Annotated in this window: 22 protein-coding genes and 2 pseudogenes; 15 read left to right on the top strand and 9 right to left on the bottom strand. The window is 57.0% G+C overall.

Features of this window, described 5'->3' with window-relative positions; genetic code table 11:
• Genes C4K39_RS24740 through C4K39_RS24750 form a run of 3 tightly spaced genes read right to left on the bottom strand, consistent with a single transcriptional unit; the run spans nt 1 to nt 4,235 of the window.
• On the bottom strand, nt 1-1,551 hold the full coding sequence (locus C4K39_RS24740) for an acyl-CoA synthetase (protein ID WP_053130009.1): 1,551 nt from the start codon (nt 1,549-1,551) through the stop codon (nt 1-3).
• Between the two features lie 35 nt (nt 1,552-1,586).
• Nucleotides 1,587-2,690 (bottom strand): NAD(P)-dependent alcohol dehydrogenase, encoded by a 1,104-nt coding sequence (locus tag C4K39_RS24745; RefSeq protein ID WP_053130006.1) that lies wholly within the window; start codon nt 2,688-2,690, stop codon nt 1,587-1,589.
• Nucleotides 2,691-2,717: 27 nt separating this feature from the next.
• Nucleotides 2,718-4,235: an aldehyde dehydrogenase family protein gene (locus C4K39_RS24750; RefSeq protein WP_225926532.1), complete on the bottom strand. Its 1,518-nt coding sequence runs from the start codon at nt 4,233-4,235 to the stop codon at nt 2,718-2,720.
• Nucleotides 4,236-4,387: 152 nt separating this feature from the next.
• Between C4K39_RS24750 and C4K39_RS24755 the strand changes: the two genes are divergently transcribed.
• Nucleotides 4,388-5,176, top strand: coding sequence for an enoyl-CoA hydratase/isomerase family protein (locus C4K39_RS24755; protein WP_164485026.1), 789 nt, complete (start codon nt 4,388-4,390; stop codon nt 5,174-5,176).
• 80 nt (nt 5,177-5,256) lie between these two features.
• Here the strand turns inward: C4K39_RS24755 and C4K39_RS32015 are convergent, their stop codons facing one another.
• Both C4K39_RS32015 and C4K39_RS31885 read right to left on the bottom strand, forming a co-directional pair.
• Nucleotides 5,257-5,388, bottom strand: coding sequence for a zinc-binding dehydrogenase (locus C4K39_RS32015; protein ID WP_367613718.1), 132 nt, complete (start codon nt 5,386-5,388; stop codon nt 5,257-5,259).
• 89 nt (nt 5,389-5,477) lie between these two features.
• Nucleotides 5,478-5,684 (bottom strand): annotated as a pseudogene (locus C4K39_RS31885) (P-loop NTPase family protein); the annotation flags it as partial.
• A gap of 200 nt (nt 5,685-5,884) precedes the next feature.
• On the opposite strand from C4K39_RS31885, the gene C4K39_RS24765 reads away from it, so the two are divergent.
• From C4K39_RS24765 to C4K39_RS24780, 4 genes are all read left to right on the top strand, one after another.
• Nucleotides 5,885-6,880, top strand: coding sequence for a DNA-binding protein (locus tag C4K39_RS24765; protein WP_124347646.1), 996 nt, complete (start codon nt 5,885-5,887; stop codon nt 6,878-6,880).
• Nucleotides 6,881-6,925: 45 nt separating this feature from the next.
• Nucleotides 6,926-7,078, top strand: coding sequence for an SDR family oxidoreductase (locus tag C4K39_RS24770; protein ID WP_124347647.1), 153 nt, complete (start codon nt 6,926-6,928; stop codon nt 7,076-7,078).
• A 190-nt stretch (nt 7,079-7,268) separates the two neighbouring features.
• On the top strand, nt 7,269-7,637 hold the full coding sequence (locus C4K39_RS24775) for a hypothetical protein (RefSeq protein ID WP_124347648.1): 369 nt from the start codon (nt 7,269-7,271) through the stop codon (nt 7,635-7,637).
• A 73-nt stretch (nt 7,638-7,710) separates the two neighbouring features.
• Nucleotides 7,711-8,862 (top strand): DUF3800 domain-containing protein, encoded by a 1,152-nt coding sequence (locus tag C4K39_RS24780; protein ID WP_225926531.1) that lies wholly within the window; start codon nt 7,711-7,713, stop codon nt 8,860-8,862.
• A 232-nt stretch (nt 8,863-9,094) separates the two neighbouring features.
• Here C4K39_RS24780 and C4K39_RS32020 read toward each other — a convergent pair whose 3' ends face one another.
• Nucleotides 9,095-9,289, bottom strand: a complete 195-nt coding sequence (locus tag C4K39_RS32020; RefSeq protein ID WP_367613701.1) for an AbrB/MazE/SpoVT family DNA-binding domain-containing protein — start codon at nt 9,287-9,289, stop codon at nt 9,095-9,097.
• A 231-nt stretch (nt 9,290-9,520) separates the two neighbouring features.
• On the bottom strand, nt 9,521-9,973 hold the full coding sequence (locus C4K39_RS31890) for a hypothetical protein (RefSeq protein ID WP_124347651.1): 453 nt from the start codon (nt 9,971-9,973) through the stop codon (nt 9,521-9,523).
• 84 nt (nt 9,974-10,057) lie between these two features.
• On the opposite strand from C4K39_RS31890, the gene C4K39_RS24795 reads away from it, so the two are divergent.
• The gene (locus C4K39_RS24795) at nt 10,058-10,375 is read left to right on the top strand and encodes a helix-turn-helix domain-containing protein (RefSeq protein WP_124347652.1); all 318 of its coding nucleotides are present in this window, start codon (nt 10,058-10,060) and stop codon (nt 10,373-10,375) included.
• Nucleotides 10,376-10,594: 219 nt separating this feature from the next.
• Here the strand turns inward: C4K39_RS24795 and C4K39_RS24800 are convergent, their stop codons facing one another.
• Nucleotides 10,595-11,068 (bottom strand): antitoxin Xre/MbcA/ParS toxin-binding domain-containing protein, encoded by a 474-nt coding sequence (locus C4K39_RS24800; RefSeq protein ID WP_124347653.1) that lies wholly within the window; start codon nt 11,066-11,068, stop codon nt 10,595-10,597.
• Between the two features lie 129 nt (nt 11,069-11,197).
• On the opposite strand from C4K39_RS24800, the pseudogene C4K39_RS32330 reads away from it, so the two are divergent.
• Together C4K39_RS32330 and C4K39_RS24805 are read left to right on the top strand one after the other, a co-directional pair.
• Nucleotides 11,198-11,360 (top strand): annotated as a pseudogene (locus tag C4K39_RS32330) (IS66 family transposase); the annotation flags it as partial.
• 404 nt (nt 11,361-11,764) lie between these two features.
• Complete coding sequence (locus tag C4K39_RS24805; RefSeq protein WP_124347654.1) at nt 11,765-12,352, top strand: DUF6088 family protein; 588 nt, start codon at nt 11,765-11,767, stop codon at nt 12,350-12,352.
• Between the two features lie 782 nt (nt 12,353-13,134).
• Here the strand turns inward: C4K39_RS24805 and C4K39_RS24810 are convergent.
• Nucleotides 13,135-13,716: a hypothetical protein gene (locus tag C4K39_RS24810; protein ID WP_124347655.1), complete on the bottom strand. Its 582-nt coding sequence runs from the start codon at nt 13,714-13,716 to the stop codon at nt 13,135-13,137.
• Between the two features lie 958 nt (nt 13,717-14,674).
• Between C4K39_RS24810 and C4K39_RS24815 the strand changes: the two genes are divergently transcribed.
• From C4K39_RS24815 to glyA, 7 genes are all read left to right on the top strand, one after another.
• Entirely contained in the window at nt 14,675-15,184 is a 510-nt protein-coding gene (locus C4K39_RS24815; RefSeq protein WP_124347656.1) for a hypothetical protein, read from the top strand.
• Nucleotides 15,136-16,173 (top strand): DegT/DnrJ/EryC1/StrS family aminotransferase, encoded by a 1,038-nt coding sequence (locus tag C4K39_RS24820; RefSeq protein WP_124347657.1) that lies wholly within the window; start codon nt 15,136-15,138, stop codon nt 16,171-16,173. The genes C4K39_RS24815 and C4K39_RS24820 overlap by 49 nt, the downstream gene beginning before the upstream one ends.
• Nucleotides 16,170-17,426 (top strand): hypothetical protein, encoded by a 1,257-nt coding sequence (locus tag C4K39_RS24825; RefSeq protein WP_124347658.1) that lies wholly within the window; start codon nt 16,170-16,172, stop codon nt 17,424-17,426. The genes C4K39_RS24820 and C4K39_RS24825 overlap by 4 nt, the downstream gene beginning before the upstream one ends.
• 236 nt (nt 17,427-17,662) lie before the next feature.
• Nucleotides 17,663-18,232, top strand: coding sequence for a DJ-1/PfpI family protein (locus tag C4K39_RS24830; protein ID WP_124347659.1), 570 nt, complete (start codon nt 17,663-17,665; stop codon nt 18,230-18,232).
• Nucleotides 18,233-18,987: 755 nt separating this feature from the next.
• Nucleotides 18,988-20,055 carry a hypothetical protein gene (locus C4K39_RS24835; RefSeq protein ID WP_124347660.1) on the top strand — a complete coding sequence of 356 codons (1,068 nt, stop codon included), beginning with the start codon at nt 18,988-18,990 and terminating at the stop codon, nt 20,053-20,055.
• Complete coding sequence (locus C4K39_RS24840) at nt 20,048-21,049, top strand: alpha/beta fold hydrolase (protein WP_068579999.1); 1,002 nt, start codon at nt 20,048-20,050, stop codon at nt 21,047-21,049. The genes C4K39_RS24835 and C4K39_RS24840 overlap by 8 nt, the downstream gene beginning before the upstream one ends.
• Nucleotides 21,046-22,401, top strand: coding sequence for a serine hydroxymethyltransferase (glyA, locus tag C4K39_RS24845; protein ID WP_068580000.1), 1,356 nt, complete (start codon nt 21,046-21,048; stop codon nt 22,399-22,401). Before C4K39_RS24840 ends, glyA begins: the two co-directional genes overlap by 4 nt.
• Nucleotides 22,402-22,435 lie beyond the last annotated feature (34 nt).

Consider the following 22,435-nt stretch of genomic DNA (forward strand, 5'->3'; position numbering starts at 1 on the left):
TCAACGCGCATTGCCCGCGTATTCGTCACGCAATAGCCGCTTGAGCAGCTTGCCTGTGGGTTCGCGAGGCAGGTCTTCACGAAATTCGATGCTGCGCGGGCATTTGATCGAGGATAATTGCCCGCGGCAGAACTGATTGAGCGCGACCGCAAGCGCATCACTGGCCATGCTGTAGTCATGCAACTGCACTACCGCATGAACCGATTCCCCCAGGTCACTATCCGGAATGCCGATCACTGCGGCATCCAGCACCTGCGGATGGCTGAGCAGGATGTTCTCGGCTTCCTGTGGATATACATTGACGCCGCCAGAGATGATCATGTTGCTTTTGCGATCAGTCAGGAAGAGATAACCATCGGCATCGATATGGCCGATGTCTCCCACGCATGCCCACCCCAGGTCGTTGTAGGCCTCGGCCGTCTTGTTCGGGTCTTTGTGATAGGAAAACGGCAGGCTTTCCGAGAAAAACACCAGGCCATCTTTACCAGCAGGCAGCTCTTGTCCTGCTTCGTCAAGAATATGCAAACGCCCATAGATGGCTCGTCCCACGGTACCGGGATGCTTTAGCCAATCATCGGTGCTGGCCATAGTCATACCGATCTGCTCGGTGCTGCCGTAGTACTCGTAGAGTATCGGCCCCCACCAGTCGATCATGGCTCGCTTGGTAGGGATCGGACAGGGCGCAGCGGCATGTACGACAACCTGCTGGCTACTCAGGGAATATCTGCTGCGGATTTCACTTGGCAGGTTGAGCAGGCGATGGAACATAGTCGGCACCCACTGACTGTGGGTTACCTGATATTCATCGATGGCGGCCAAGGCGGCCTCTGGCTCGAACTTTTCCATCAGAATCGCGGTACCGCCCAGCACATGCACGGCCCTTACCCACTTCAATGGTGCGGCATGGTAATAGGGGGCCGGTGACAGATAGACTGAATGTTCATCGACGGAGAATGACCGCTCCAACTGTTGGGCGATCACCTCGGTACTGCCCAGGGGCAAACCGGTGAGCTTGGGTTTGACTCCCTTGGGGCGTCCGGTAGTGCCCGATGAGTAAAGCATTTCACTGCCTTCTCGCGAGCCCTCCAGTGCAGTACAGGAATAGGCTTGTAGAAGCTCGGGTAGTGACCCTGCCACACCTTCCTGTGGGTCGAGAATCAATACCTTGGGAGCACCGGGCAATTGCTCCAGTATTCCAAGCAGTTGCGGCGTGGCAGATTTAGCGCTCAACACTAACAACTTAGCGTCACAGTCCTCAATGATGTAGGTGACTTCGGCTGTCGTCAGACGCGTACTGAGAAAGGTGTAGTACAGGCCGGCATAATGGGCCCCCCATTGAAGTGCAGGGCACTCGACTCGGTTCTCTAGCAAAAAGGCGACATGCTCTCCATAACGAAGCCCCAACGCCTGAAACAATCGTGCCAGGCGGTTGGCGAAGGCATCCAACTCCTGATAGGTCAGTGACGCCCCCGTTTCGGCGATGAGCACAGCAATGCGTTCCGGCGAGCGCTTGGCGTGATAACCGGGATGACGCAGAAGGGAAGTTGCCATACAACGATTCCTCAATGGCGAAGACTTAAAGCTGATCAGTTGGGCAGCAGCACAGGTTTGACACAGGTACCGGCATGCTGGGCGGCGACGGCTTCGTTGATTTGAGACAGAGGGAAGTCACTCACCAGCCTGTCAATTGGCAGTCGGCCTTCTTGATAGAGACTGATCAACTCCGGGATCGACTGTTGGGGATCACTGTCGCCTTCGATGATGCCCTTGAAGATGATGCCGTTCTGGATCATCTGGGCTAGGCTGCCCGGCAGTTTTTGCTCCCAATCCTGGGGGGCGCCCACCAGGCCGAAGGTGGCCCGTGGCGCGAGACAACGGTAGGCGGTCTCTAGTGCTGCGTTGATACCACATGTATCCAGTGCGTAGTTCACACCGGTCGGGAGCAAGGCCTTCACCACCTTTTCAGTATCTTCGCCGTAGGGGTCGATCACGCAGGTAGCCCCCAACTCCAGCGCCAAAGCCCGTCGGTTTGCATGGGGTTCGACGAGAATGATTTGCTCGCAACCACAAAGCACTGCGCCCATGATCGCCGCCAGACCTACAGCGCCTCCCCCCAGGATCAGGATGGATGAGCCTGCAGTACAGGCCAGGGCTCGGGTGACACCACCAAATCCAGTCTGGATGCCACACCCCATCGGCGCTACCAGAGATAGGGGAATGTCTTTGCTCACCTTGACGACGTTGCGCTGGTTGGCCACGCAATGACTGGCAAAGGATGATTGACCGAAGAAGCTTCCAGCTACCGCTGCGCCATTTGCATCATGCAAGTTGCTACCACCCTGGCGAATACCGGTAAAGTTAAGCAGGCCGAAGGAGTGGCAATAAGACGGGTCCTCAATGGCGCAGCGTTCACACTGCCCGCAGGAGTGAAAACTTAGAGCAACATGATCGCCTGGCCGAACGCTAGTGACCTTGTTGCCTACCTTGACCACTATGCCGGCGCCTTCATGGCCGAACACTGCCGGAGCTTGGATCGGCAGGACTCCGGAAGCCGCAACCAGGTCGGTATGGCAGATACCCACGGCGACGATGCGTACTAGAACTTCTTCATCCAGAGGATCGTCCAGTTCCAGATCTTCGATGCAAAAGCCGTTGGCGTTGTGGCGTGTCACCGCCGCAATGATCTTCATGGCAGGTTCCTTGATTTCGTTTTGTTGTTAAAAGAATTTGAACAACCAGCGCAGGATTCGCCGAGTGGTTTGGGTATAGGGGGGGAAGAACAGGCTCGACAGCATGATTTTGCTTTCCAGAACCGAGCGTTCATGGGAGAAGGCGCGGATCCCCCATTCGGCGTGGTAGCTGCCAATTCCCGAGTTGTTCACGCCGCCAAACGGTAGGTTGTTGTGCAGGAAGTGCCCCGCTACGTGATTGATGCAGGATGCACCTGCACTGGTGTTCTGCAGGATTTGTTCGATGTGCTGACGATTCTTGCTCCAGATGTACAAAGCCAGCGGCTTGGGCCCGGCATTGATACGTTGGATAACCTCATCCAGGTCATCAAAGACGATGATCGGCAATACGGGGCCAAAGATTTCTTCCTGCATGATCTTGGCATCGCTCGGTACATCCTCAAGCAACGTGGGGGAAATGAAGCGGTCCTGGACATCAATCACCGATCCATAGCTAGCCCTGGCGCCACGCTCCAGAGCGTCCTCGATTAACCCTGCAATACGACTTGCATGACGCTGGTTGACGATGCGCGCTAACGGTGCAGAACGGGCCTTGGCGCCCTCACCATAAACCTGATCCAGATGCTGCCTGAGCAACTGCACGAAACGGTCCCTGACGTTGCTCGCCACATAGAGATGGTCTGGTGCGATGCAGGTTTGCCCGGCATTGAGAAACTTGCCCCAGGTAATGGTTTTTACAGCCATTTCAAGATCGGCGCTTTCATCGATGATGGTCGGTGACTTACCGCCCAGTTCAAGGGTCACGCTAGTCAGATGCTCTGCCGCCGCCCGCATGACCACCTTGCCAATGGTTGGGGAACCGGTGAAAAAGGAGTGATCGAAGGGCAGGGCCAGCAACTCGCTTGCCACCGAAGCGTCACCTTCCAAAATGGCGACTTCGCTTTCATCGAAAGCATCACGGATGATCTCCACCATGACTGCCGATAGGTTCGGTGTAAGCTCCGAGGTCTTGATGATCACCGTATTACCGGATGCGATGGCCGGGACCAGTGGTCCGAATGTCAGAGTTAGAGGGTAGTTCCAGGGCGAAATGATCAGGCAGCGTCCCCGTGGCTCGTACCGCACCGAGGCCGAGGTGCCTAGCATCAATGCAGTTGAGGGAACGCGCTTCGGCTTGAGCCACTTTTTTAGGTGCTTACAGGTATGGCTGATTTCCATGATGACCGTCAGTATCTCGGTCATTTCCACTTCTATATCAGGCTTGCCGAAGTCCGCCGCACCCGCCGCAATAATCTGGTCGTGGCGAATCTCAATAGCCTTGCGCAGGCGGCGTAATTTGCGGATGCGTTGTTCAACGGTAGATTCTCGAAGTTTTAGAGCCGTATTACGTTGAGCGCTGAATATTCGCTGGATGTCTGCGCTTTGCGCATTCACGACTGGGAGGGCCAGAGGGCGGGTAGGGGCTTGGACGGGCACAGACAGAGTCTCCATGGTTATTTTTTTGTGGAGATTTTTGTGGGCGCTGGGGCGCAGTTGCCCGGTCACTATGGGGCAGTCCGTGTTTGGAGGATTCGTCATAAAGGACTAAAAGGTGGATTCAATCCCAAGTGGTCAAATCCAACCTTAAGGTTGGGCAGGTGATCTATTTCTAGCGCTAGGCTGCGACGAGAACTTTCCTTTCACTCATGGATCTCGCGATGTCACGCCCTGTCGATTACCAGTTCGATGCCGTCTCCCGTAGTGCAACTCTGACGTTCAACCGCCCGGGTGTACTCAATGCTATTGATGTCGAAACTGCACGATCATTCTGCGAAGCCGTGCTACAGGCTACCGCGCAGGCTGGTATCCGCCTGATTGTCATTCGTGGGGCTGGGCGCGCCTTCGTGGCAGGGGGGGACTTGCAGCGGTTCGCCGACGATTTCGATTACGCAGATCGGGTGGTCAATCATTTGCTGGACCCTCTTCACTCAGCAATCCTGGCGCTCCATACCACGCCAGCATTAGTTCTTGCATGCGTGCATGGTGTAGTGGCGGGGGCAGGGCTGAGCCTGATGTTGGGATGCGACCTGGTCCTCGCGGCTGAAGATACTCGTCTGTTACTGGCCTATAACAAAGTGGCGGCAGCTCCCGATTGTGGTGGGACTTTTTTTCTGCCAAGACGTATCGGCACAGGAGCGGCAATGCAACTGATGGTGGGCAGTGGCGAGTTGACTGCACAAGAGGCTCGGGCCATGAACTTGCTGAACTGGTGTGTTCCTGCGCATGAGCTACAGGAGCGTCTGGAAAGCTTGAGTGCAGAGATCCTCTCTGGACCAAGTCATGCCTATGGTCGTTATAAAGAGCTGATAAGGAGCGCTCCTGCTGAATTACAGGCTCACCTGGAGCGAGAGCGAATAGCTTTTTGTGCTGCAACCAAGACCAAGGACTTCAGGGAAGGCGTAACTGCCTTTCTCACGCGTCGGGCACCGGTTTTTTTGGGCTGTTAGTTGCTGATTCACGTCGAAGGGAGGCGGGTGGAACCTGCGCAGCACACGTGGGCGTAACGCGCCTCCCGATCGCTTGCAGATCAGATTGACAGGCAAACCTTACCGAAGTGTTTGCCCGCAGCCTGATGTCGGAAAGCCTCAGCGATGTCGTCCAGCGCAAACGTCCTATCAATCATAGGCTTCATACCCATCACATTGATCGCGCGGACCATAGCGATTGGGCGAAGACGTTTCACAAGCAAACGGCGAGCACGTTAGATACGACTGAGCTGCCCCGACTTACGCTTGGACTGCCTTCGGTACGATAGGCATACCCCGCCTGGTCATTTGAACCAGGAGCCCATGGCAGTCCCAGGAAGAACACGTAGTTGCTGTCGAGAAGTTTATTCCCAGTGCCGACGGTCCGTCTGGTGTAAATAAACACGCGGCATTCTGGCTCCTACTGAAACCGGTCGATCGCCTTCTAGCGCTTCGTGGGCGAGTCGCTACTAACCAAGGTGATGTGACCGATCAACGACATGGCCACCCATTCACTCACATTCAAGCCAGCACCGATAAGCCTCGCCAGCGTTGGCTGAATTAACGCCATGCTGACTATCACTTAGCAATCTGTAATATTTATTACGTTTAACGTAATATAATATTGTCAAATTGAAAATAATGTCGGATAAGATTTAATTATCAGATCTAATCACATGGAGGCAGGGCATGGCGGTAGGCGTACCGGAAAACGACGTATTCGCTGCGGCGGACGCTGTGCTGGCGCGTGGCGAGCGACCGACGGTGGAACGGGTGCGCCTGGAGCTGGGCCGTGGCAGTCCGGCACGGGTCGGCGCGCTGCTCGATCAGTGGTGGGAACAGCTGGCCGGGCGCCTGCGCGGCGAGACCCGCCTGCCCGGGCTGCCGACGGAAGTGGCCCAAGCCTTTGTCGCCATCTGGCAGCAGGCGACGCTACTGGCCCAAGGCGTGGCAGAACAGGCGCTGGCGGCGCAACGCCAAGTGTTGATGGAGGAACGCGAGCAGTTGGCCGCGGAACAGGAGCAACTGCGTCAGGAGGCGGTACGCGGGCGCTTGCTGGCCGCTGAGGCCGTCGCCGCGCGCCAGGCCATAGAGATACGCTTGGGCGATCTGGAGCAATTGCTGGAGCAGCGCCTGACGCAGATCGATGATCTACGCCAGCAGCGCGAGCAACAGGGGAGCCAAGTAGATGAGGCGCGCCAGGACGCCGTTGCGCTCCGCCAGCAGTTACAGGACTCCCGGGCTCAAGCTGAACAACTGCGCCTCGACCAAGAGCACTACACCAAGGACGTGGAGAACCGAGCCTTCCGGGAAATCGATCGTGCTCGTGAAGAAACTAAAGGACTGGCGGCCCAGCTCAAGGAGGCTAATACGCAACTCCTGCTCACTCACCAGGCCTTGCAGACCAGCCAGACTGCTTTGACCGAAGCCCGTGAGCAAGGCGCCGAAACCCGGGCGCAGGCCACAGCACTACGCCCACAGGTGGAGCAGTGGCGCCAGGTGGCCGCGCAGGCGGAGGAGCAATTGCAGGCAGTGCAACAGCGCCTGCAGGTTACTCAAACCGAACTGGGCACCGTGCGGGAGCACGCCGCAGCGGCGCAGGCGCGGGCCGAGACCCTCGAACAGCATTTGAAGCAGCTTGAGCGGCCGACGCGCGCGCGCAAAGCGCCCAGCAAGGACCGATGACGACCGCGAGTGGTGCTTTCGAGGGTGGTTGATAAGGCGTGATCCGTGACCAGCTGTGCGCATTCACTCATCACACTGAAGCGCCACTGCCAAGTTGCTCGGGGCGCTGAGATAGCCAACGCTACAGCGTTTTTAGCGAGCGATGATTCAAGCTTCGCCCACGAAACTGAGCTGTTCGTGGATGGTGGTCAGACCTAGATGGGGGTAAGGGATAGTAAGTAGCCTGCTCGGCGAGGAGGTGACTTCCATCTTCGCGCCTTTCGACCTTGGTGGCCTACGCGCGCCGCGGCTAACACGCTTAGCTGACATGTGAGTAATGGTTGTGCCGTAATGGCTTTTGGCCTTGCCTGCGGTTAAGCTGCTGGTACCTCTTTTATCAAGGACGACTATGAAAAAGCTCATTGCTGTAATCGGTATGTGCTTTGTATTCGGTGGTTGTGCCACGTCACACTACACTGCTGGTCGGGATTTCTCGTCGGCCAATGTCGCCAGCATTACTAAGGGCAAGACGACGACAACTGAGCTGAAGTCGCTCTTCGGTGAGCCCTACACTAAGAATGCTGTCAGCGAGACTGACGAGAAGTGGATCTATACCTATACCAACGGTTCAGCGCACGCTCAGAGCTACGTGGTGACGATGAAAGTGACGACAACAGGCACCCAGAAGACGCTTGACGTGCTCATCCGCAACAACGTGGTAATTAACTACACATTTAGCGAAGGCCCGGCACCAGGCATTACAACAGCAACTAACTGAGATAGCCGCTGCGCCGGTAGAACTCCGGCGTGGTTAGGGACATCATGCTGAGAGAAACCCTGAATTGAACAGAATGTATGCCTATGTAGATGAGTCTGGAAATCACGACCTAGACACATCAAAAGGTGGAAGTTCGGGCTTCTTCGTGGTGTGTGCAGTGATTGTCCGTGAGCAATTCCTGGACAGCGCCTATGAGGGCGCTGAAACACTCAGAGAGCGTCACTTCCAGACGGGGGAAATCAAGTCCAGTAAGGTCAAACCCCAGGACACCAAACGTCGCGTTCGGATCTTGAATGACATGGCAGAGCTTCCGCTTAAGCTCTATTTTGCCGTCGTAGACAAGTCCCAGGTTTACAAGGATGGAGGTCTACGTTTCAAAAAGTCGTTCATCAAGCATGTCAATGGTCTACTATTCAGCAACTGCCATAATCTGCAGATGATCGTCGACGAGCATGGGGGAGCAGAGTTTCAGGAGAGTTTGAAAGGCTATGTTGAAGACAGGTATGTGGATGACCTGTTCGGCGATGCCCAAGCTTTTCAGACAAAATCCAGCAAGGACGATGTACTAATTCAGGTCGCCGACTTCTTCGCCGGATCTGTTGCCCAGATCTACGAAGGAAAGGCTGAAGAGGATGTGGTACGGATCTATAAGAGGATTCTTCGCGAGCTTACCTTGGGCCTGCTGGAATGGCCCCTTAAGTATCAAACACTGCTATCGCCCCCATCGGATGAACCCGGATTCGCCGACTACCAGATCCATCAGGAAGCTCTTCGACAAGCCGGCCGATTCATCGAAAAAGTGGGAAATCATCCAGATGAAGACGAGCATTTACAACTCACGATCTTGGACTATCTGAGGTTCCAAAGTGAGTTCGTCACGAAAGACTACATCACTACGGCTGAGATCAAAACACATCTCGGAGAGAGAGGATTCGGCGATCTGCCAGAACAGAGAATCAGGTCGAGCGGAATTGCGAAACTTCGAGATGCCGGCGTCATTATCACGAGTGCTGCCACCGGATACAAAATCCCCCAGACCAGGGCAGACATTAATGACTTCTTGGAAATGGCATCAGGCGTGATCGTTCCGCTGTTGGAGCGTGTCAGAAAAGCCCGGGAGGTCTATCTGCTAAGCAGCGGAGGGACGTACGACATTGTGACAGCCGCCAACCTTACTGAGCTTGCCAAGCTGCTCACTTCGCTTGAGGCATTCGCCAGCAATTGAGCTGCTTGGCGAAGAGGCGAATAACAGGCATACCTAAAAATTGGTGGTATGTTCAAGGACAGGTTACTCCGTGGCAGCTCTAAACCTTGCAATGCCGGCTGCTCGCTACCGAGGTTGAAGGATTGCCGGCACTCATGGTAATCGCTGCCAAAGGCTCAATAGGCATTTTTGTTTATTAATTCGCTTGCTGCGGTGAGGGTGAAAACCAGGGCCGCGCTTCAATATCGATAAATCATCGGGACGTAGGATCGTTCGGCTTCGGCCTCAATACTATCGAACCGTTAACAACCTCAATGGTGAGCACGTCGCCAACGCCTAGCCCTAACTGGGTAAGTAGATCAGTCGGCAAGTCGATAATACAATCGCCGCTCCCATCCTTAGTATCTTGACATTTCACTGTCCAACGTTCGTATTTGTTCACGGTCACTCCACTGCCTTGACTGCATTATCACGATCGCCGCTCACTCCCGTGAGTATGCCCACAGGTTCAGCATGCGCACCTAAAGCGTCAGCTTTTAGAGAGGTTTTCCCCTCCGTGGTGCCTGTTTTTCGGAGGTCAATATTGCTTCTGGACTCCGCTATCGTTGGCTCTCTCGAAGGAATTTGGTATGTGACCAAGCCATGCCCGCTTTCAAAGACATTAGTCGTGGCCAGGCGTCTAGCTACGAAGATCACGCTCACCTGAAAATAGGACTCTGAAAGGCTTCAAATTCGCATCAGCATCGTCTCGTAACGAGTAGGTCACCCCACCAGCGACTTCATAAACGAAAAAGTGCGACCCGTCTCGGGGATCCATAACGATCCCAGCCATCGTCAGAGGCTCCATCAGCCAGATAGATTGGCCATTCATATGGGGAGGTGTAACCAGCTGAACCTGCTCGACCCACATACGATTTGACTGCGCGTCGATAAACTGCTTGAGCTCGTGAACGTGGTACATCATAAGCATGCTGGCGTAATTTTCCCGGCCAGCCCTGCGCACTACTTGGAGGTAAAACCAAGGCAGTAGCAGTTCCTGCTCAACGAAGCTCCAAACTCGCTGGCCATCATGCGAGTTGGCAGCATCGGGCGTTTCGAAGGTGATTTCAGTCCTTGGGTAGGTGGTAAACATAGCGAACCTCGAAAATGAACACTATAGATTGTAGTCCTATAAGATTCGATGGCGCCTCATCGTTCCTTTTGCGGGATCAGCAAATTGGAACTCAATATCGCGTTCGGCCGAGCGCTGAAACAGATCCGAAGCAGTAAAAATCTTACTCAAGAAGATTTTGCTACTGTAAGTAGTCGCACCTACCTCAGCACGCTGGAGCGAGGCCTCAAAAGCCCAACGTTAGAAAAGGTGGACCAGCTAGCGGGAGCTTTAGACGTGCACCCGCTCAGCATTCTTGTCGCCACATACGTCGGTAAAGAAAGTCATCAGGACGTTGAGGCTCTGTTTCAGACAATCAGAGATGAATTGTGCTCAGTAAGAATCTTTGAAGGGGGACGCTCATCGCCACGGAAGGACCTTTAAGCCTTTCCAGTGTGAGAGTCTCAGGCTAGGCCCACACGCCGGGGGCCATCAAACCAAAGCGCCACGGGAAGCGCTATCAGCTTCCGAAGTTTGGAACTAACCAAGAAGAGCAGGGGGAGGGAAGGGAGGGCTTCGGTAACGCGCAGCCCTTGATTCAAGTGCACATACGCCTGGTACCGTCACGAGTGTGAGTGACCTCACGAAGCTCATGGAGGATCCTTATTGATAGATCCCCAGTTCAACGCGTTCCAGGTAGTTCTCGACAACCTGAAACCCGACTGGATTACCCGCCAGATCAAGAGGGGTATTATCGTCAAAACGCCGGCAGGGTTTAGCTAGCCATTCTTCAGCAAGCTGCAAGGCGCCAAAAACAGTCGTTGCGTGTTCCAGTACCTTTGCGTATTGAAAGGCTATCGCGCTCTGGAGGGAACTCAGTCGACCGGTCGTCGATTCGACGCCTTTACCTTGCTTAGTTCGACCTAGCTTACCAGTGATACGTTCGATGAGTTTCGATGACAAATAAAGCTCGGAAAGCGCGATCATTGCTTGGACGTCTTTCAGTGCAAAACCTTCCCTCACGAGCAAAAAAATATGGAGCTCGCTAAGCTCCTCAATTTTGGCATGAGTAAGATATTCCGTCGGTTTATGAACCAGCGGCGTCGAGATAGCTGTCTGGGCAGTTGGAGGTGCCATAAAACTCTCACATTGCAGGTGGCCGATCGAGATAGCCTAGCCCGATTCGATATTAAGCGCAGGGTCATCTTCTGAGTGGAACGCGAAGCACTGCTTGAACAGCCTTCGTCACTTGATGCAACGTCGGTCGTATGGGCTTACGCCACCAGCCCGTTTTGCGCGGGGCCGGCGAACATGCGTGTAATTTCCTGCCGGACTGGAAGGGCAAGCTGATCTACGATGATTTCGGCGGCGAGACTAGGCCAGCCTCGAACTCGGCGTGACTGAAATCGACTGCATGGCCCATGCTCGATTTCATCCTAGTCGTATGGTTGTCTGTCCTGAATAATCTACTTGCGGAATATAGGGTGAATGGAGTGATCGCATGATGCATGGGTACCAGAGCGTAACCGGCGAGGCGTAAAAAAGTGAATTTTGACAAGAAGAGGGCGCCATATGAATGTTTCTAAGAACGCTAACGTTACGAAAACCCAAGTTGCTGATGCGGTCTCGATATTGTCAACCCGGGGCACCCCAGTTACAACAAAGTCAGTTAGAGAAATATATAGCAGAGCTCAGCGATGAGCACCTCATGAAAACCGCTAAGATCGAGCAAGAGTTAAAAAACAGTCAAGCTCGTGTTTTGCAACTTTCGCTGAAATTGGCCGGATATAATTGACCGATTCAGAGCTGGATCGAAAGGGTTAGGAGCCATTCATGTCTGTCGCTGAGTGTATCTCTAAGCGTATCAAACACATGCAGAGGGGCAAGCCTTTTACTAATGCAGTTTTCGTAGAGATGGGATCCCGTACCTCGGTTGATAAAGCACTGTCTCGGATGGTGCAAAGTGGCCTCCTAGAGCGCGTTACTCGCGGCGTCTATATGCGCCCTAAACTGAGTGAGTACACTGGTAAGAAGGTTCGAGCTAACCCGATAACAGTCATGGAGGCAGTCGCAAGAGCCAGGGGCGAGACTATCCAAGTCCATGGCGCAGAGGCTGTTCGCAGACTAGGAATTAGCACTCAGATGCAGGTTCTACCCACTTACTACACCAGTGGATCGACGCGTGAAATCAAGATAGGTAACGCGGTGGTGCGGTTGCGTCATGCATCTTGGCAACGTCTACAGCATGCTAGTAGCCAAGCAGGCATAGCCTTGACGGCTCTGTTGTACCTTGGACAAAAAGGGGTGAATGAGCAAGCCGTCGAAAAAATTCTTAGCTCGCTTAGCGCTGAGGAGTTTAGAAAACTCATGGCCTGCAAGATGCATAAGTGGCTGCGGGAAGTATTGGCCGATTTTGCTTAGGAATATATAGGCAACGTAGTTGCCTGGGCGCCTCAATGCATTTGCTCGGTTTTGATCTGAGTCAGGCAATCCGTTAGATTCCGAAACTCGGGAGGTGAAATGGGCATCTGGGCACGAGGAGAAACCATAGGGTTCACTGGTCACGTTAGTGATGGAATGGGTGTAGGTCCATTGTAGTTGGATTGAAAGCGCAAGGATCGGGTGCTGAAGGTTGGTCGTGTGGAGAGAGAATTTCGAAATTGAGCATTTTCGGGCGAGGCTGTTCTAAATTTTCGCTAAAAAACACCAAGTGCTTGCGAGTCTCATAGGAAAAGTTCCGAAATTCCGAAGTCGCGAGTCGAATCAGTGCCTTACGAGGCTCATGAACATTTCTGGCGTAGCACTTAATTTAACATAATATACATTATGCGAATATTCATATATCGGCTTGAGGGCCAATGGCGGCAGATTTTGAAGCCACACCTCGATCACTCTGCTGCAGCTCACGCCTGGACCTAGACGATGTGACCAGGACAAACGAAACCCGAGCCCCTTGTTTCTGGTGACCGCCAATCCAGAGCTCCACCGGCACTGGACGAAAAATTTTCAACTGCTTGGCCCGTACCGACACCGACCGTTGCTGAACACGTCGCGGCATCTCTCGACATTCGCAACCGTTGCCAAAGATCGAGCTGGAGAACAACTGGCTCAAGAAACTGCTGGCCAAAACCCACCGGCACATCGCACTACTGAAGGTGGGCTTTGGGTAACCGAGGCCGAGCATGAGGCGGCCTGGTAGCTTATCAGCTACAACGCTTTCTAAATTCCTGCACGCTGGCAACTGCTGAGTTCAACGTTATTTCTCTATATTTGTAGTACTTAATTTCTTGTGCCTGGGAGGCCCCGACATTGCCGAAATACTCTTCCCAGGCGTTACCCTCAACAAGTAAATCAGAGAGCATGGTTTTCAGGTCGTTTGCTGTCCAAACTTCCTTGTAGCCTTTTTTAGTACCAGGGGCCGGGCTGTTATGCTTGACATAATTAACCATCATGTACTCATTCTCGTAGGCCATGAATACCGTATAGACAATCCCCTGGTTAGGAGCTGACTGCTTGTACCAAGGGATAACGACAAAGTGGTGAACCTTTGGTTTCATGACAGCAAAGTGCCAAACAGCTGTCTCCGAGTTCGCACCAAGAAATACAATCGCGTCTTTGATTGCCTTATCCATGGAATTGTTTTTTTCAATCACTTTCCCGTCATTGTCATTTTGCGGCTTCCCGTAAACCGCGCAGCCCATTTGAACCGGCACAGAAAAACAATCATTCAACCATTTGAGAACATCGTTATTGACTATAGCTTTAATTAGATCTTCCCCTGTCATATCCCTTGGCTCCTGCCTATATATCCTGCACGTATTTATAAATGATCAAGAACATGATCCTTGGTGAGGATAGCTTCGATCTGCCCTTTATCAAATTTATTTCAGCTCGCACCTTGCTGGTTGACAGCAGATGCTTGCAGGCTGCGTATATGGAATTTCAATACCAACTTCCAAGCCAACTATAACCACTGCAGTACATTGTAAGAATCACCAAGTGAACTACCCTGCCCCTATAATTTGAATATTAAAAACAACTCAACTAAATATTCATTTAGTTGAGTTATATCAAAACCCTCAAATTTGCAGCCTCCTAACCCCTACCCTTTGAGATTCAGCGCCTGTCACTGCGCTGCTTTGCCTGCACACCTGCATGCCTTGAAAGGCACGTCCGATCCCAGTGACATCCGGGTGTGACCAACCATTTTGTCGCAAGGGTGATTACAAAACGCTATTAGCGGCATTCGGCATTGGTCGCGCGATCAGACCTAAGGCCTTGAAATAACGTGATCTGTAGCCCAGGGCAGACGGCCACAGGAGCATCACCAGAGTGGAGAAAACACCTGCTTGGCGCCTCCTCCCCCACCTCGACAGACGAAGAAGCGGACCTAGACTCTCACTCGGTTTAGCCCACTGAATCATGCCCCATACGCAAAGGACATGCTGGCGGCGGCCCTGCTGTTGCCGGTGGCCACTTTGAACAGTCCCCCGGCCTTTACTAGCGCCTCGGTACAGGGCAACGCCCGGGTCGACCTGACCCTGCGTGCCTTCAGTGCCAATGATCGCAACTGGCATTGGGCACGATGGCATCGGACAACCGGCCAGCGCTGCTCAGCATTGAGCCCCTTGGGGTATCGGCCAGCAAGGTTCCACCGGAACAAGGAGGTACATGAGGCACAAACCTAGCGCGCACTGTTGATGAAGATGACCAGTTCAAATCAAACATATTGGAGTACACCTTATGAACGGACACACCAATCCCTCCTTTGACGAAGCCATGCCACTGGGGGCGTCTGATGCGCAATTCATCAATGACCTGCACGAGCTACTGGAGCGCCACGGCAACCTGGATCGCTTTGGACTCTGCCTGCTGCACGATCACTTTGCGGTCGCCGAGGACGAGATTCTCCTCGAGTGCAACGACCATGATGCCCGCACCCTGCATTTGGACGTGGTCAAGCGCGGCTCGCTGCCGGAAAGCAAATTCACCAGCTGGCGCATCGGTGGCCCCCGGGCCGAGGCCCTGACGGCTTGCGCCATGGACAAATGCAAAGTCGAAGCCCTCACCGCGTGCGCCATGGACAAATGCAAGGTCGAAGCCCTGACCGCGTGCGCCATGGACAAGTGCAAAGTCGAAGCCCTCACCGCCTGTGCCATGGATAAATGCAAGGTCGAAGCCCTGACCGCCTGCGCCATGGATAAATGCAAGGTCGAAGCCCTGACCGCTTGTGCCATGGACAAGTGCAAGTAGCCCAGGGTCCTGCCGATGGCCTGTGGCGGGCACGGGAGGCCGATCGGCTGCCGTGCTCGTCCTGGCTCGCGCAGTTTTATAGGCGACGCCATGGCGTCTTGCTCGGGTCCGGCACCGCGGCGCTGGAACTGGCACTGCGCCAATTGGGTGCCGCCACCACCTGGCGGGTCGCGGTTCCCGCGGCCACCTGCCATCAGGTGGTCGCCGCCGTTCTCAATGTCGGCGCAGTGCCAGTAATTATCGAGAACGCCGCCGAACTGTTGCTCAGCCGCGAGGCCCTGGCCCCCCACGTCAATGGCCTGGACGCGGTCATTGCGGTCCACCAATACGGCTTGCCCTGTGACATCCCGGCCTTGCGCCGATTACTGGGCGAGCAGCTACCAATCATCGAAGACAGTGCCGGGGCCTGGGACCTCGACCGCCCCGGCGCCTCGCGGGTGATCACCTCCCTTGGCCATGGCAAGGCGCTGGACATTGGCGGCGGTGGCGCGCTGTTCGGTGACACACCGGTGGATGGCGATATCGACGTCTGGTCGCCGGGCCAGCGAGCCCGCGCTTTTCCAGCGTCGAGCCCAGCCTTGTCGATTCATGCCTTGCCGGCGTTGATGCCCGCCATCGCACGGGCCCAGGCCCGCAGCCAGCGACTGCGGCAGCAAATGCCCGGGCTGCTCGCGCGCTTGCGCGATTACGGCCTGGAACCCTGGGCCGTGGAAGGATCACCGACGCTCAACGGGCAGTTCATCCCGATCCGCACCCGTGAGCTGCCGCTGTTCGAACGCCTGCGCTACAGCCCCCATGCTGACGCCCTGGGAGTCTGTGCCCCGGCCTCGGCCGCGCTGCGCGAGCTGCCCATGCTGCGCAACCGGGGCGAGGTGGCCCAGGGACCGCAAACCAGCCTGGAGCTTCACCGCAACTGGGTCCTGCTGGACCCCCTTGCCGCCCTCGATCACCCCGGGCACCTTGATGCCTGGGCCGGAGACTCTCGATGAACAGTCCCGTCGCATTTGAACCATCCCACGACCTGGACCAGCCCTTCGCTGGCGGCCCCCGGGTGCGCCAGCTGGCCGACTACGCCGGCAGTGGCCAGGCGCTGGAGGCAGAACAGGTGCTCGGGGTGGCCAATGCGCGCGTAGTGTTCGCCAACTACCCGGCCATTCGCGCCGATTTTGACGCCCTCTGGGAGCCCGTTACGGGCCTTTCCCAGCACGCCGCCATCGACCGCTGGCTGCTACACAACGCCGCTTATGTCTCCACTAGCCAAGCGTCGGCGCAAGGCATCAACACGCCAATCGCCCTCGACAATCGACAAGTCACGGCCTGGCGCCCGCCTCGCTATGGCCGGGCCGCGGTGCTGTGCGTGCCGGGCAGCGAACAGGTGCTGTTCGACATCAAGGGCATCGGCGTACCGCCGGACGAAGCCCCCGTGCTGCCTAACTCCAACGGTTTGTTGACGCTGGCCGAAGCGGTGCACGAGGTGCTGATGGAACACCTGGTGTTCGCCGCCATGAAGCATGCCGGTGGCGCAATCACACCGCTGCCGGCCTATGCCCTGATCGACCTGGGCTTCGACGCCTTGTGGCATGACGGGCGTCCGCCGGAGCCAGCGGTGCTGCTACTGCGCCGCCCCTGCACCCGCCCGCGGTGCCAATGGCAACGCTACTGGCAAGGCGCCGAACTGGCCGGGGCGCTGATGCAGGCCGAACTGCTGCTGCGGCGTTATGGCTTGACCGCCAGCAGCTGTGGCGCCGTGCGTTTCCTGGTTTGCCGGGAGAACGGCGAGGTGCAGGTACGACGCGATGACCAAGCGCTGCCGGTCAGTGACCAGGTGGCCCAAACGCTACAACGCCTGCTGGCGGATAACGGGGATAGGCCCCTGCTGATCGATGGCGTCAACGTGCAACTGGCCGGGCCGTCCAGCACCGCGCCATTGCAATTGCAGGTGATGGACTTCGGTCGCTATCGGTTTGCCGAACATTTCGCGCATCACTTGTATGCCTGGATCGACGCCGACTACCAGAACCTCAACGGCTTGTACCTGGCCCCGGACGACTCGCGCTACATCCAGCCCGACCCACGCGTGAGCCTGGCAAGGAGCGCCGAGGGGCCGTGCTTTGCCGAACTGCAACGCCAGGTCGCCAGCTTCCGCCAGGACGGCGAACCCCAGCGCCTGTGCCAGGCGTTGCGCGCCACCCTGGAAGAAGCCTGCCGCCCTTTGCGCAACCAGACGCCAGCCTGCCCCTGATGCAGCAGCGTCCGTCCCGGGACGGTGCATCAGCCATGATGCCTGCTCAAAGCGTCATCCCGTTGATTTCAATCGTGAACCTGACAGCCATTTGACCACTGTCATTGTCGAATCGGCTGTATCCTGCCGATACTCGGACCTGCCATTCACCGGCGTCTACACTCGATGGCAATGCGCTGTAGGGCGTTCCCCTGGGCCATTGCTGATCATCATGGATACTTGAGAAGGACACTCAAATGGTACGTGCCGTCACTATTCTCACCGAGAATTTCTCCGACTGGGAACCCGCGCTCATCAACTCCACCGGTCGGGCCTACTATGGTTTCGACACTCGCTTCGCGGCCCCCGGCGGTAAGCAACTGACCTCATCCGGCGGAATGATCATCGTCCCGAACCTGGCCATCGAAGCGATCGATCTGGAAGAGGTGGACTTGCTGATCGTGACCGGAGGCCCTATTTGGAAAACCGACCAGGCACCTGAGATCGAGGCACTGGTACGCTCGGCCCATGCCAAGAAGATCGTGGTGGCGGGCATCTGCGATGGCACCCGGGTCCTGGCCCAGGCGGGAGTGCTGGATCACCTGCAACATACCTCCAACTCTGCCGAGAACCTGAAGCAGGTGCATTACCGCGGGGCTGACTATTACGAGGACGTCCCCTATGCCGTTGCCGACCATGGGGTGGTCACTGCCCCTGGCAGCGCGCCTGTCAGCTTCATGGCGCAAATTCTTAACACCTTGGGCCTGAACGACCAGAAACTCGATGCCTACCTGGCCATGCACGCCGCGGAACACATTCACTGCTGAAGAGCTTCAGCGCCCGCCTCGGATTTCCCCCGCTTCTGGTGCTACGGCCTGTTATCTGGCTGTAACACTAGAAGCATTGATTCATTCCCCCGCTACTGCCCTTGATGCTCGCTGCAGATTTTTTCGGTGGCAAAACCGCGAGCTAGAGCGTCCTGATAATTTTTTTTTACAAACAGGAAAAAACTTACTTGCGCTTACGACATTACCTACTAAGGTTTTCCCTCGTGACATGTAGGGGTTTACCCTAGGCTCCATCAGGATGAGCTTGGAGCCGTGTCAAAGGATGCTTTATTTAGATCGCCTCAACGGCGACATTTTTCCTACCCGAGCTAAGGAATGGCTTAATGTATTTGTTTGCCGATATTGTTGTCCGGAACCTGCCAGCCCCCCTTGCAACCTTTGTCCTCAGCACCTGCGCCCATGAGCGGCTAACCGCAGTAAACGCCCCCCTCCCCCTCGGAACCCTGCCCGACATTCCGTCAGGCTCCCTCCTTTGCGCGCGCCTCAGAAACTGATCGGCCCGCTCGAGACCCCTTAAAAACCGACGCATTCCTACGACATGAGCGATTGAGACTGTCGTAGATGAACTGTGCGTGCCCAATGACTTTCCTGCTGGTCGGGAGGAGCGTGGGCATCTGCAAATGCGCTCGCCATTGGATCGAAACCGCCGCCGGATAACCCCTGCGCGCCGAGAATCGAACATGTCAAAAGTAACAGCTACAGGCTCGTTCAATGAGCCGCTTGAACCATCAGGCATGGTGCAAGCCCTGGCCGATGCCAGGTTCAGCGTCGAGGCCAAGGCCATGGTTGCCCAGGGCCTCTACACCGGACTTGCCCAGGAAGTTTCCACGGTCATCCCGCTCAAGGACGCCGTACTACCGGACCTGGAACCCTTGCGCCAACTACTGAACGCCGGCTGGGGCGAAGAACTGGGCCGTTACCTCAAGGTGCTCGAGGTTTGCGGGAACAGCGCTGATGAGGCCCTGCGTAAAGTCCAGATAGCTGTCAGATCCGGCACTGCGCTGTTTGCCGCCGGCCACCTCGCCACTGACAGCGGAACACAGTGTTTCCTGTCGATCCATCATGGCCTGGCCGATGAACACAGCCTGCAGATCCTGGCGCGCCTGCTGCAAGCCGAGGACAGCGATTCGGCCCTGGCACAGATGCGCCAGGGGCATGGATTCTACGAGGCCTATGTCCAGGCCCAGGCCCGGCCCGAACAGACTGCCCCTGGAGGTTCCATCCCGATGGCGCCACCGATGACACCTGTGCGCCTGCTGCAAACCGGACGCCTGGCCTTCGACGCCCAAAGGCCGCGCATGAGCCTGCAACGCACCCTGGACGTTGCCGCCAGCAATGCCGACAAGCACCCCATGGCGACCCTGCTGGCCTGTCTGCAACGGGCTGGAGTCATCGCCGAGGGCAACACCCTGTGTTCCTCCCGTGACTGGCGCCCAGCCCAGCAACAAGACGCCATCGGCATGATGACCGGCCTGGTCCCGCTCTCGCTCGAGCCTCTTCAAGCACCGTTGTTCCCCGGGCAAACCAGCCTTGAGGCCCGTGCTCGCCGCTGCCCAGCCGCACGCCAGGCACTGGATTGCTGCCGCACCAGCGAGCTGTTCATCAATGGCGCGGCCAAGCGCGGCATCCCGGCCTCCCAGGTGATGAGTGCCACGTTCCCGGTGGGCATCGAAATACGGCGCACGGGGCCTGCGCAGTGGTTCCTGGAGATCGAAGGGCCGTTCTGCGACGCCGCTGGCGCCACCAACCTGATCAATGAACTCGCTGATGTACTTATGGATAGGAGTGAATGGAATGACTGAAAACATCCAGTTCGATGAACAAATCCTCGCCGATGAAGTGGCTCGCGTCTCTGCCATTTTCGCCGAGGTGCTCAAGCTGCCCCATGTGGGCCAGGCAGACAATTTCTTCAACCTCGGCGGCGACTCCTTCGACGCGATCCGGGTGATGTCGCGCTTGTCTTGCAACCTGCCCATCGTGACGCTTTTCGAGCATCCGACGGCTACCGACCTGGCCCGGCGCATCCTCAGCGAAGCTACTCGACAAGCCGCGCGCCTGGTGTGTTTTGGCGATGCCCAGGCCGCAGCCGGAGCGACCGCCGTGGTTGCCGTGCCTTTCGGCGGCGGCGATGCCACGGCCTATCGCAACCTGTTCCAGGGCCAGCAGGAGGTACAGGTCTTCGGTGTGGATTTCGGTGACTTCGAAGTCGAGGATGCCTCGGACTTCCATGCCCTGCTCGATACCCTGGCCACTCAGATCGAAGGCATTGGTGCCAAGCGACTGGTGATCTATGGCCATTGCGCCGGGGCAGCCACTGCCGCGTGCCTGGCCTCCAGCATGGCTGACAGCCACAAGGGATTGTCACTGGTCGTGGCCGCCTCGCGCCCGGTGCTGGATGCAGACGCGGCGATACGCGCCGCCGAAGTCACGTCCGACCAGACCTGGACCGATTACCTGCGTTCGCTGGGCGCCTTTACCGGGCTGTTGGACACCCAGGTCGAGAGCATGCTGGCACGCGGACGCAGGGACCACCTGGTCGCCTGCGAAGCCTATCGCTACCTGGCGCAGTACCCGGCACGCGACGTACCGGCACTGGTGCTGCTGGGGGATCAAGACCCGGCCACCGCCGAACCCGAAACCGTGCTGGAACACTGGAGCCAGTTCATCGACGTCACCCAAGCCGCCACCCTGGCCGGTGGCGGGCATTACTTCGTACGCACCCACGCGCACGAAGTCGAGGAAACCGTGCTGGCGTTCGCAGCACACAACACCAATGGAAGGGATAGCAAGCAATGACAGTCAATCATCAACCACTTCTCACCCAAGCCGATCTGCTCAAGCGTGGCTTGGCCGACCTGCAGGAACATGACGCCGAACTGGCGCAGATCCTCGATGCCGAGGTCGCTCGCCAGCAGCGTACCCTGTCGCTGGTCGCCTCTTGCTGCGCAGTCAAGCCGCGCACCTTGGCAGCTTCGTCCTCCGTGCTGGTCAACGTCACCGCCGAAGGCGTGCCCGGACGCCGCTATCACGCAGGCTGCGAGAACGTGGACCTGGTCGAGTCCCTGGCGATCCAACGTGCCCGGCAACTGTTCGGTGCGCAATATGCCGGCGTCCAGTCGCACTCGGCCTCCAGCGCCAACTATTCAGTCCTCGCCGCCCTCCTGGAGCCAGGCGACACGCTGCTGGGCATGGCCCTGGACAACGGCGGCCACCTGACCCATGGCAGCCCCGTGACCTTCTCGGGCACCTATTACAACGCCATCGGCTACGGCACCACCAAGGAAGGCCTGATCGACTACGACGAAGTCCGCAGGCTGGCCCTGGAGCATCGGCCACGCCTGATCATCTGCGGCGCCACGGCCTACTCCAGGGTCGTGGATTTCGATCGTTTCCGGCGGATCGCCGATGAAGCCGGTGCCATCCTGATGGCCGACATCTCGCACATCGCCGGCCTGGTGGCGACCGGACGCCACCCAAGCCCGATCGACGCCGCGCACGTCACCACCACCTGCACCCACAAGCAACTCGCCGGTCCCCGTGGCGGCCTGATCCTCTCGGGCCGCGACGCCAATGAAAAGGTCCCGGGCCGCGACGTGACCTTCGCCCGAGTGCTTGAGCTGGCAGTGTTCCCCAGGATGCAAGGCGCACCGGCGGTCAACATGATGGCCGCCAAGGCCGCAGCGCTGGGTTACGCCATGACCCCCGAGTTCGATGCCGAGATGCAACGCATCCGCGACGCGGCCGACGTGATGGCCAGCGAGTTCCAGGCCCGGGATTATGAAGTGGTGGGCGGACGCAGCGAAAACCACACCATCCTGATTCGCCTGCGCGCCAACATGACCGGCGCGATTGCCGAGGCCGCGCTGGAGCACTGCGGCATCGTCGTCAACAAGAACCGTATCCCCGGGGAGACACGTTCTTCCTTCGTCACCAGCGGCCTGCGCATCGGCACCGGGGCCCTGGCCCAACGTCATATCGACGCGCAGGGCTGCCGGCAGATCGTTGACCTGCTCTGCCGGATCCTCGACCAGGTGACCCCACAGGGCGATAACGAATTCACCCTGGACCCGGCGCTGCGCAAGCAGTTCTGTGCAGAAGCCGAGGCCCTGTGCGTGAAGTATCCGATCGCTGACTACCTGGCCAACTGACGCCGCGGCCAGCACCCCGGCAAACATGGCACGG

The organism is Pseudomonas sessilinigenes (genome assembly GCF_003850565.1).
Lineage (GTDB): Bacteria > Pseudomonadota > Gammaproteobacteria > Pseudomonadales > Pseudomonadaceae > Aquipseudomonas > Aquipseudomonas sessilinigenes.